The organism is Psychrobacter sp. T6-1, from assembly GCF_052258445.1.
In genome coordinates, this window is the sequence record NZ_JBQQFC010000052.1 from 1 (window position 1) to 12285 (window position 12285).

A 12285-nucleotide genomic window follows, 5' to 3' on the forward strand; every position below is an offset into this window, starting at 1 on the left:
TTTTTGCAGTTTCAATACGGTCTGCATTTAAACACAAACTACTATAGCAAATAATAAAGTTTATCCGCACAAAAGATTCTATCAGTACGGTATGTTTGTTGTCACCGTTATCTAAACTCACATCATAGGCTCGTCATGCGTTTGTATCACCGCCTGCTTGATGTGCTTGTTAAGCTTAGTATATAAGAAGAGTCCAAAAGCAATATTGAGTAATCCTGTAACCAAAAATAGCTGCGGCAGCGACATCTTGACCATATTTAAAATAACAATCGCAAAAATAGCTGAGCTGACCATAAAGATGGCGTTAAAAATATTGTTAGCGCCGACGATACGGGCGCGGTGACTCTTTGGCGCATAAGCTTGCATAGAAGCATACAACGGCACAATATATAAGCCGCCACTAAAACCTAAGAAAAACAAATCGGCAAATACTCGTAAGCTACCAGAGATACCGAGCAGATCGCTAATACCGAATAAACGCGTTCCATCAGAGATAATATTTAAGCTTGAAAGCGAAAAGTACAAATCAATGGCAAAAATACTCAAACCTGCAATACCAAAGGGTAGTAAGCGCAAACTGACTTGGTTGTTGGTTAAGCGCTTACATAACAGCGAGCCAATAGCGACACCAACAGAAAACAGCGTGAGTAAGAAAATAACCACCGACTCATCACCGAATAAGATGACTTTGCTAAATTCAGGCGTTTGGGTCAAAAACGTCGCGCCATAAAACCAAAACCAGCTATTACCCAAAATCACAAAAAACAAGAACGGCAAAGAGTATAAATAACGCACCGTTGCCATACTGGTGGTAAAAATATTCCAGTTAATCTTAAGATCAGGTTGCATCGCAGGCGTCTCTGGGATAGAGCGTGATGCCAAATACCCTAAGACGGCAACGACTACTACGGTGGCGCTAATCCAATATAAAGATAGCGGCAACTGCGTTAAAAACCCTGCGACAATCATACCGACCAAAATAGCCAAAGAGGTACCCATCTGAAACAAACCATTGGCACCTACTAGCTCGTCCTCGCGCATGGCCTGCGGCAGATAAGCGTACTTAATCGGACCAAAAAACGTTGAATGCGTTCCCATCAAAAATAGCGCCACAAACAGCAGCGTATACCACTCAAACACAAAGCCAATTGCCGCCACTGACATAATAGTGACTTCTAAAACTTTAGTTAAGCGCGTCAGCTTAGATTTTTCGTACTTATCAGCGATCTGTCCTGCTAAGGCTGAAAACAAAAAGTAGGGTAAGATGAATAGCATAGCGGCTAAATTGTTCAATATACTGACCTCTACACCGATTTGACTAGCAGCGGTGTAGGTCAACACCAAAATTAAAGCTTGCTTAAAGACATTGTCATTAAACGCGCCCAAAAACTGGGTAAAAAACATAGCGCTAAAGCGGCGACGCTTGAAGAGTTGAAACTGATTGGCCATGAATGTTCCTACAGAAGTTGTGCAAATGGGTGGGCTAGATTTTATCTTGATAGGTCTAAGTTTGGGCAACGCTACGATATACAAATATCAATATTATCAGAAACTTATCGAATTATAAGATAGGATTTATCGATATTAGGTCGTATAATAGCAAGGCTTTGCCAAAAATACATGTGCTAGATGCTATGATTGCCTATTTAACTGCGCTATGATTTGTCCGTTTTACTCACAAGCCTTTGATCATAGCTCAAATGGATTGGTTGGCAATTTAACACCCCTTTTTAATCGTTAGTATTGAGTACGCCGCGTGAGGCGATAGGAAATATGCATGTCAAGATATCAGCCCTCAACGCCTCATCACTCTAAGGCAACGCTTAGCGACGCCGCCAAAATCCCGCGCGTCCAATTTACTCGTACCGCACTCTTTAGTGCCTTGGCAGCCAGTTTGGTTGGATTTGGTATCGCGCCTGTGTACGCCGCTGAGACTGAGCCTAATACAGACTCATCTATGGCAACGATGGAGGAGGCGCAGCTTGATAAAGCGCTTGCGGCGCTAAGACTGCGACAAGAGGTTGAACAAGGTGATATCGATCAGTCGGTATTCACTGAGTATCAGCGCCAAAATAAAGCCGATCAGTCCACTGCTAATAACGACAATACCTACAATAACGACGACGCAACTTCAACATCTAATGCGCTACTAGAGCAGGCGGCCAGTGTACAGCAGCAGGGTTATCAGATGATGACGCCTGAGCAGATCGAAAGAGAGCTTGCTGCGCTAGATGCACCTATGGATATGACGAATGGTGCTAATGCTGACAGCAGCAATCTTGACGCTGATTTTGACGCACCTGTCGCCACTTTAGACAGTACGCGCGCCCCTGTCGGGTTTGATACCGATCTTGATGCAGCAAACCTGCCTACACCGACCAATCTAGATACCTTACAACCAGATACTTCGCAAAGAGACGCGCGCGCCGCTGATCGCGCCAAAACTGCCGAGATTTTGGCGCGCCCTATCAATGTCAGCGACTCTGCTAGTCGCGGGCGCATCAACGCAAGCGATGATATTACCGAGCGCGCCAATCCTGAGCGCGCGCTTGCAAACCAAGACAGTAATAGAGTCACAGGCGCTGATGATACGGTTACAGAGGTAAGAGATTCGCTAAGCGCAGGTCAGCTGCCTGGTAATATCGATGATCAAACGAATAATCTTAATCCTGATGACTATCTGCCAGACTATCAGGCGGCTACCGAGACACAAGCGGTCACCGACAGCTTAGTCCAAGCGGACAAAAAACCCAAAGCGCGCAGTTCAGGTAACTTCTTTAAACGCACCTTTAATCGTCTATTTAATGGCGGCGTCTCAGGCTTACCGCATATTGAAACCACAGTCTACTTGCAACAAGGTAGTGATGATCTGCAGGCGAGTAATGCTACGCCCAAACTCATTGAGGCAGACGAAGATATTCAGCCGATTAACAATATTAAGGCGGCGCTTGATGATACGACCGTACAGTCTGTTGTCGATTTTACCGCCGCCTTGCCCCGTTTGCGTCAGACCGCTTTAGATGCAGCCAAAGCAGTGGGCTACTATGACGTGGTGCTGCGTTTGCGCCAGCCTAGTAGTGATCGTATCGATGTCATTATCGAGCAATTAGGAGAGCCAGTACGGGTGGATAACCGTATTGTTGAGGTGCGCGGCGAGGGAACCCAGCTACCAGAATTTCAAGCGCTAGAGGCAGAGCTACCGCCTAAAGAGGGTGATATCTTTAATCACCGCGTTTACAAAAGTAGCAAAGCCGCTCTTGAGGCGTTGAGTAGTACTTATGGCTACTTTGATCAATACTGGCTAAATAAATCTGTCGATATTATCTTGCCTGATAACAGCGCTGATGTTTCACTAGTCTATGATACTGGTCCGCGCTATGAGTTTGATGAGGTGATATTTTTTACCTTTGATGAAGAGACTCGCACCTTGACTCGTGATCCTGACAAACTCCCCGTCGAGCTGTCTTTACTCAAAAAGCTTTATAATTTTAATGAGGGTGACCCTTTCTATCGCCCTGATATTACCAAATTTAGCAACGATTTATCAGCGACTCGCTATTTCAATACCGTTAACGTCGAGTCTATTTTGCCGCCAGATGAACGCACGCAAAATAGCACTTTAGCCTTTGATAATGCACCTGCCACTAACAATAGCTTAGATGATGATGTAGATAGCGATGCTGTTAATAACGATACTGTAAACAACGCTGACAACTTATTAAGCGCTGATAACAATGACGGCAGTAGCAGTAGCAGTGGCGTGGGCTCTGAGAGTATCAATGCTAATAGCGGTGCTACCGTCGATGAAGAGGATATTGCGCCTATTGAGTTTGAAGTAGATGAACAAACCAGCGAAAAGCTGCAAGCGATCAAACAAAAAGCGGAGCGCCTAACCCAGTTGCCTAACGATCGGGTTTTAGATGAAAAAGAAGAAAAGGCGGAGAACATTTTAGGTAAAATTAGCGACTCAATCAGTAATATCGCCGAAAAGATCTTCCCTGATGACAAAAGCGTGTTCGAAGATGAGAATTTTGTCCCGCCAACGCTAGCGGGTCGCATTACCCCTGAGCAAGTACTTGAGACCAAAAAGGTGCCTTTATACGTCTTTGTCTCATCTGAGAGACCGCGTGATGCTGAGGTAGGTATTGGTTATGGCACAGATACAGGCGTACGCGCCACCGCAAGAATAGATTACAACCTAATCAATCGTCAAGGCTATCAAGCAGGGGCTGAGGTTGAGTATTCGCGTATCACTAAAAATGCAACGATATATGGTAGTAGGCCTTGGAAGCATCCGCTCAATGATAAGCTAGATGCACGTTTAACTTACGAAGAAGAGGTCATTGATCAAGGTGAAGGCAACTTTGATCTATCGACCAGAACGCTCAAAGCAGCTTTGGCGCGTAACATTCGCCGCGAGAATGGTTGGAATCGTAGCTACTTTGTCAAATACCGCTTGGATGAATTAGAGACGGGCGTTGACGATGCAGATTTAGAAGATTTGCCTATTCGCTTTATTTCCTCCAAACCCACGCAAGAGGCCTTGTTGTTTGGTTATGGTCTCAATAAGACTGACGTTGATAACGCGCTCAATCCCACGCGCGGTATGCGTCAGTATTACAGTATCGAAGCGGGCTCTGAGGACGTGCTAAGCGATACGGATATGGCGATTATCAAAGCTGGTGTCAGCGGGCTTTATAGCTTTGGTGAAGACGACAAGCATCAGCTGCTAGGTCGCTTTAATACCGGTTATATTTGGGCGGATAATTTTGAGGGCGTACCTTATAAGCTGCGGTTTTTTGCAGGCGGTGATCAAAGTATCCGCGGTTATGATTATGAGAGCTTATCACCTCTCAAAAACGGCTACCTGACAGGCGGACAAGTCCTCGCTGTCGGTAGTGCTGAATATAACTATGAGTTTAGACCTGGGTTTCGCGGGGCATTGTTTACCGATATCGGTAATGCTTATGACACCAACTTTGATACCGAGACCAAAGTTGGCGTTGGCGTCGGTATTCGCTGGGCGTCACCGGTTGGCGTCGTACGCGTTGATGTCGCGGCTGGCGTGACAGAGGATAGTATTCCAGTTAGACTACACTTTTTTATCGGCTCGCCGCTTTAGCTTTAGCCGTTATTACTCGTATATTAGCAGTGCTAATAATGACATTATCTAACGCAGTTGACTTTCATGTTGCCCAATAACTCTCAGCCCAATGACCCTTCACAAGATCCTGCTCAAAGAGATGCTCGCGCCGTAAAGCGCTGGTATCCTTTGTCATTTTTAATCAAATTAATGATGCTGATTTTGATTGTGCTGGTGATTATGTTTGCCGTTTTCTTTTATATGGCAGGGACAGAATCAGGCACCAAGTTTTTGTTAGAAAAAATCAGTGCAGAGACGGGTATTGAGCTGACTTATGGTAGTGGCAATTTGCGTGATGGTATCTGGGTCAATGATATTGATATCAAAGCCAATGAAGACCTTGAGATACTCGTGGACAAAGCCTATGTCAAGATAGGCTGGCGCGCTATATTTGCTAAAGAGGTGCATCTACGCGACGCGGATATTCAAACGATAGAGATCATCAATAATAAGCCGCCCACGGGCGAGCCGTTCGACTACAAAACCTTGCAGCTGCCTGTCAATCTACGCTTTGATCAAGCAAAAATCAAAAACATTATCTACAAGCAAGTCACCAAAGATCCTGTTACCTTACATGACATTAAGGCTCGTGATTTGACTTGGGTGGATACCTTAGTAACCGTTGGTCGCGGTGATCTGCGTTATGCTGATATTGTCAAAGTCAATGCGCTACAAGGCGAGATTGATCTGCAAGGCGACTATCCGCTAGATCTGTCCGCTATCGTCGAGGTAAGCGCGCTTGAAAAGGCCTACATCGACCCGCTTAATGTGACCGCAACAGGTAGCCTAAAACGAACCGTAGGCCGCGTACGTAGCCGTTATAACGATAGCGATGTCAGCGGCAACTTTGTGGTGCAGGGGCTAGACCCAGACGCGCCATTTCAAGCCAAATTGCAGTGGGATGATATCTTGCTGCCTTACGCTGAGGAGCAAAACATTCACCTCAAAAGCGGTATCGCTACCGCTAGTGGCGTCATCTCTGATATACGTCTGCGTATTAATACTGAGCTTGACGCAAAAGACATTCCATCAGGACGTTATAAGGGCCGCGCTATTATTGCCAATAGTCAATTGCGTATTGATCGCTTAGATGCAGACGTGCCAGCAGGCCGTCTAACGCTACAAGGCATTTTGGACTGGAAAGACAGCTTTGATGCCAAAATACGCGCGACAGGCAGCAATTTTGATATTCGCCAAGCCATTCCAGAGCAGTACGCTGACTATAAGGCTTATGCTCCGCAAACGCTCGATGGTCGATTATCGCTACATTTTCAGCAGCGCAACATCAGTAATAATCTAGAGGTGGATATTGATTTGCGTCAGCGCGATGGCGAGCACGTCAATGCCAATATCGTTCGCGGCAAGACATCACCTAAATCGACGCAGGCCGCGCCTTTATATATCGACGCCAGCTGGCAGAATCTGACGCGCCGCGATGTACCCAATATCGGTAATATCGACAGCCCGTATGGACGCGCCAATGTGATTGTGCGTGGCTCTACACTCTCAGTTGACGCCAATGCCTTTATTAATGAGCTCAACGCGGCACCAAAAGGCAACTATGACGTGCGTGTGCGCAAAAACGGCAATACAATTGATCTCAATCGAGTTAATTACAAAGGCATTGTCGGCGACCTATCAGGTAATGGTCAGATACTACTGGCAACTGCGCAGCGTCCACTGACGTGGCAGATTGATGCGCGTACCAACGGACTACTGCCCAAACAATATCGAAGCGATCTACCACTTGAGCGCCTAGTAGGACAATTGAGCGCTCGTGGTCGATTGATTAACATCACCAAAAACGGCGTCAAAGGTCAGCGTCACATCATCAGCTTTGATAACACTGATCTGCAAGCTACCCTTGATGCCTCACAAGATAATCGCCGTATCGGTATCAGCGGCAGCGGCGATGCCAGTATAGATTTGGTCGGAGGCGAGCTGTCGGTATTTGATGCCCGTTTCGATGGACAGGTTGATACTCAGGATGTCCCCAAAGGCCGCTTATCTATAGACGCCGCAGGGACGCCAAATCTAATTAACATCCGCAAGCTTAACTATGCTGGTGAAGCAGGTTCAATCAATGCTCAGGGCGTGATAGACCTACGTAATAATATTGGCTGGAATGTTACAGGGCGTTTTGATAATTTTGATCTGGGCTATTTTTTGCCTAATAATCCAGCGATTTTGACAGGTGATCTGAGTACTAGTGGACAGTGGCAACCTGCCAATCAAAACAATGAGGGTAAATTGCAACGTTTTGCTATCAATTTTGATGGTGTGCTCGATGCTGAGCAGTTACCTGCTGGCAAGCTGATGATTGACGCTAGCGGCGACTCACAAGTGATTACTATCAAGCGCTTTAGTCATGTGGGCGCGGCAGGCAGTATTCGCGCAAGCGGTACTTTAGATGTGCGCCGAGGTATCGCTTGGAATATCAATGCGGTCATGAATCGCTTTAATTTAGGATATTTTCTAAAAGATACGCCAAGTGTCATCACAGGAAACATTAATACCGATGGGCGCTGGAGCGATAGCGAGCAGATTGTCAATATCAATCAGATTGACCTAAGTGGTATGCTCAAAGGTCAGCCGCTTAGTGCCAAAGGTAGCTTGAGCGCTAAGCTTAATCTGCCAAAAGACATCGCCAGCTACTTTGAGCGCCTGCAAAAGCAAGACGCCGAGACGCAATATCAGCAAGTAAACGCGCTTATCGAAAGCTTAAATGCCAATAATTTAGTACTGCGCTGGGGTGATAATTATCTCACCGCCAATGGCAACGCCAAACAGCTGCAGGCCAAGATCAATATCACTAGCCTCGATCAGCTATCAGATCAGCTCAGTGGTAAAGTAGCGGGCGGCGCAACATTATCGCAACCAGCAGGACAGGCGCTACCTACTATTTATGTCGATCTGGTCGGTGAGCGTATTGCCTTACCTGGTTTTATATTGCGTGAGGGCCGTATACGCGGCAAACTGGTCAACCTTGCCAATAGTCCAAGCCAGTTTATTATCAGTGCTGAAGGCTTAGACGTTGCTGGACAAAGCTTTAAGCAGGTCAATGCAACCTTTAACGGTACTGAGCAGGCCCATGTCGTCAATTTAGAGGTTGCCAATGAGCAAGCTCAAATATTAGCACGTGTCAAAGGCGGTTTTGATCGTAATCAGCTCAGATGGTCGGGCGCTATTGGCAAAGGGCAAATCAAGTCGCAATACGCCACGCTCAATCAGTTACAACCGGCGCAATTGATTGTTGATTTGCCGCGTGAGCAAAACGGCAGTAGTCGCGACCTAAAGGTGCAGATGGCAGCGCATTGCTGGCAGGCGTCGGATCAAACGGGTAAGCTGTGTCTGCGTGAGAACCTAATTGCCTCACCTGATAATGGTCAGGTTAATTTAGCCCTTCAAAAACTAGATACGTCCTTGTTGTCAGTGTTCTTGCCAAAAGATATCGATTGGCAGGCTCAGATTAACGGTAAGGCTGTTATTGGTTGGCAGCGCGGTGAATCACCAACGATTAATACGACTTTGTACTCAGATAACGGCAAGATTGGCCTTCTGCAAGACGATGGGTTACCACCTGTTTCGCTGCCGTATGAGCGCGTATCTTTGATTGCCTTATCGGTACCTGAAGGTATCAAGCTACGGGCTGATATTAATACAGGCCGCGGCGCACGCGGTTATGCTGAGGTAGTCGTTGACCCTTACAAAGCGCCCAAACCTATCTCTGGGGCACTGGTATTAAATGAGCTTAATCTAGCGGTATTTAAGCCATTCTTCCCAGGTATGCGCGTACTCGAGGGCAATATTACTATGGCAGGTGGCCTTGGGGGTACGCTGAGTAAACCGCAGTTTTATGGTGATGTTGAGCTGGTTGATGGACGCGTAGCCATGCTTGATCTGCCCGTTAATTTATCTAGTATAAATGCCTCAGCTAAGATCCGCGGGACGCAAGCGACTCTCGATGGCAAGTTTAACAGCGGAACAGGAACGGGCACGCTGAAAGGCACGGTTGATTGGCGTCAAAAACTTCAAGCCAAACTAAGCATCATCGGTGATCGCTTAGTTATAACCCAGCCGCCGCTACTGGTCGCTGAGATCAACCCAGATATCGATATCATCGTGCGCCCAGAAGATCGTTACGTCAATATTCAAGGTGCTATTAGTGTACCATCAGCGACCATTCGTCCGCCTGAGGCTAGCGAAGATATTATCACTCAAAGTGAAGATGTAGTCGTACTCGATAGACGTCTCATCGGTAACATTGATGAAGTACTAGCCATATCTAGGCCATGGTCTATCAATGCTGATATCGGTATTGATTTGGGCGATGACATCAATTTCCGCGGCTTTGGTGCAGTTATTCCGCTTGCAGGGGCCTTGAATATTACTCAAAACGGCACAGGTGTTATGCGCGCTAAAGGGGTGGTTCAGGTTGCGCGTCGTACCGCTATTGATGCTTTTGGACAAAACTTGGAGCTTAACTATGGTCAAGTACGCTTTAACGGTGATGTCATGAAGCCAAACCTAAGCATTGAAGCGGTCAAAATCATTGACGATAGTACGGTAGGGGTGCGAGTGACGGGTACGACTGAAAATCCAAACATCGTCGTCTTTAATGATGCAGGTCTCACCCAGCAGCAAGCAATGAATGCTCTAGTCACAGGCCGTATCAACAATGGCAGCGCTACCCAAATCAGTGAGCAGGGCTTTAAATCACAAGTGACCAACAACTTGGCGGCAGCTGGCCTTAATTTTGGACTTGGGGGTACGCGCAACTTTACCAATCAGATAGGCCAAGCATTTGGTTTTCAGAGCCTAACAGTAGATGCTTCAGGTAGTAGCGAAGATACCAACATCAATGTCACTGGTTACGTAACGCCTGATCTATACATCCGCTATGGCGTTGGCGTCTTTAACGCTCAAAATAGCTTATCAGCACGTTATCAATTGACGCGCCGTATCTATGTTGAGGCCACCTCAGCTGCCGAAAATGCTGTAGATGTGGTGTATAGCTGGCAGTTTTAAGAGTTGCTAGTTGAGAGTAATAACAGTAAAAAACGCCTTTAGATAAGGCGTTTTTTACTGTTGTAAATACGGATATAGGTACTGCAAGCACTGCTATTTCGTCAATATCAGACGGTTATTGCGAGTCAAGCGTAGTCGATACTCTTCACCCTCATGCTCAATCCGCACCTCTTTAGTTAAAGCAAAAAGATGCTCTGATTGCAACGTGGGTAAGCGGTTTTCAGGGTTCTCAAAATAACGCGTTAAGCTTATATTCATGACAATCTCCTTATTGATGGCGCTATGAATCATTACTAAAGTTTTTTACTAACGATAATGATTATCATTTATAATTTAAGCTATTGCAAGTACTGATTTTGGCTATTATTTTATTTATCACCTTGTCGTAGACTCTAACGGTTAAAAGGACAAAAAATGACTGAACCCTCGCTTAAGCCTAAGAGCACTGCTCATAACTCCATAAATGTCGCTATTGCCGTCATTTATTGTCAAAACTGGTATTTACTTGGCTATCGTCATTCTAAGCAGCACCAAGGCAATCTTTATGAGTTTGTCGGTGGCAAGATAGAGGTAGATGAGACAGCGAAAGCTGCATTAGTGCGAGAAGTTGGCGAAGAGGTAGGTATCGATATCAGTCAAAATACGATGATGAAAATGGGCCTTATTACTCATGATTACGCTGATAAGCAGGTAATTTTGCATGCTTATACCATTACGCTGACAGCGGCTCAGTATGCTCAGCATAAGAATCAAAAAACAGGTTTAGAGGGTCAGCTATTATCTTGGGTAACAAAAGATCAGCTCTTAGGTACAGACTATCCATTGCCAGCTGCTAATAAACAAATATTAACTTGGCTACGCGGTATAAATATTTAATTTATATAAAGCATAAACCAATAGAAAGTTACAAGTGAATAAGCGCAGACACATTAGTAATATGCCAATTACTTAAAGTCGATAAAGCGTTGTTTAATAAAGAATGAAATAAAAGTAGATGTGCTTACAAGTCTAGTAGTTTAAGCGTTTAGACGGCGTATCTAACACGCTATACGTTAATATATTATTTACAAACCGTTGCGTTTTCCTACATAGCAGCACTACAGTTCATAGGCCGATGTCCCTATCATACTGTCATAATTTAAAAAAGCTAGTAGAGAATAACTAGTAGGTAATGACTGGCAAATAAACGATAAGTTAAATAAACGGTAAGTATCAAAGTATTATAAATGCGTCTTATTACTGGTACCTAAAGCAATCACAGATACTAGAACTTTAACTTAAACGATTTTTTTAACAGTGTAAAAATTAGATGATGTATCAAGGTTTAAAGTATTCATGAGTTTACATACTCATTATAAAGGTATTTTCATGGCAACTAACGACTCACTCCAGTCAGAATGGGCTGACTTGCAAACACCGAGTTCCAAGTCACAAAATGATGATCAGTATGACTATCAAAACGATGATGGTCGGTACTCTGGTGCCAGTAATGACGATGATTACAAAACCATTAGTCATAAGAACGACAGCTACAAAAGCGACAACTCAATTTACAAATCTAAAGATCTCTCGTTTGCCGCTAATGACTTACAATCAGAACGCATGGATTCAAATCTCTATCTTGCGCAAAATGATTCTGTAGCTAGTACGCAATACCAAAATGATAGTAAGTATGTACCTAATAAACACGTGCCTATAGATTATTCGACAAATAAGCACATAAATAACTATGCTGTAAAAAACGAACAAGACAGTCATTATGACAACAAAACTTATGCCAATGCAGATCGTCAAAAACCAACACTTCAGGTATCAGAAAGGATATTTATGAACGGACTTATCAAGCATACGGTGATTGCTTTAGTGATTATCATTCCGCTAGCTGCGATCTCCGCTTATGCTGCCCCTGTGACAACTGTTAATACAGCAAATGAAAGCTCAAAGTCACCAGTACTGTCCGTAACGCCTAGCGATATTATCTATAAGTCAGCAGATACGCCGACAACCGTAGATAAGGTTGATCTCAAAAAATATAGCGGTAAATGGTATGAGATAGGACGGATGCCGCTGTTTTTTCAGCGTAACTGCATTGGTAATGTGACCGCAACTTATAC

The 12285-nt window shown here is 44.9% G+C and carries 6 protein-coding genes; 4 read left to right on the forward strand and 2 right to left on the reverse strand.

Translation table 11 applies throughout. The annotated features are described in order from the left end of the window. Nucleotides 1-117 precede the first annotated feature (117 nt). Nucleotides 118-1449 (reverse strand): MFS transporter, encoded by a 1332-nt coding sequence (locus tag ACTXGO_RS04995; protein WP_443573539.1) that lies wholly within the window; start codon nt 1447-1449, stop codon nt 118-120. Between the two features lie 328 nt (nt 1450-1777). Between ACTXGO_RS04995 and ACTXGO_RS05000 the strand changes: the two genes are divergently transcribed. Both ACTXGO_RS05000 and ACTXGO_RS05005 read left to right on the forward strand, forming a co-directional pair. Further along, complete coding sequence (locus ACTXGO_RS05000; RefSeq protein WP_443573540.1) at nt 1778-5122, forward strand: autotransporter assembly complex protein TamA; 3345 nt, start codon at nt 1778-1780, stop codon at nt 5120-5122. Between the two features lie 66 nt (nt 5123-5188). Then, nucleotides 5189-10171, forward strand: a complete 4983-nt coding sequence (locus ACTXGO_RS05005; RefSeq protein ID WP_443573542.1) for a translocation/assembly module TamB domain-containing protein — start codon at nt 5189-5191, stop codon at nt 10169-10171. A gap of 93 nt (nt 10172-10264) precedes the next feature. On the opposite strand, the gene hemP is transcribed toward ACTXGO_RS05005, so the two are convergent. Further along, complete coding sequence (gene hemP / locus ACTXGO_RS05010) at nt 10265-10429, reverse strand: hemin uptake protein HemP (protein ID WP_443573544.1); 165 nt, start codon at nt 10427-10429, stop codon at nt 10265-10267. Between the two features lie 156 nt (nt 10430-10585). Between hemP and ACTXGO_RS05015 the strand changes: the two genes are divergently transcribed. Both ACTXGO_RS05015 and ACTXGO_RS05020 read left to right on the forward strand, forming a co-directional pair. After that, nucleotides 10586-11047: a (deoxy)nucleoside triphosphate pyrophosphohydrolase gene (locus ACTXGO_RS05015; RefSeq protein WP_443573546.1), complete on the forward strand. Its 462-nt coding sequence runs from the start codon at nt 10586-10588 to the stop codon at nt 11045-11047. 492 nt (nt 11048-11539) lie between these two features. Then, nucleotides 11540-12285, forward strand: a 746-nt coding sequence (locus tag ACTXGO_RS05020; protein WP_443573548.1) for a lipocalin family protein, incomplete at its 3' end; no start/stop codon positions are given.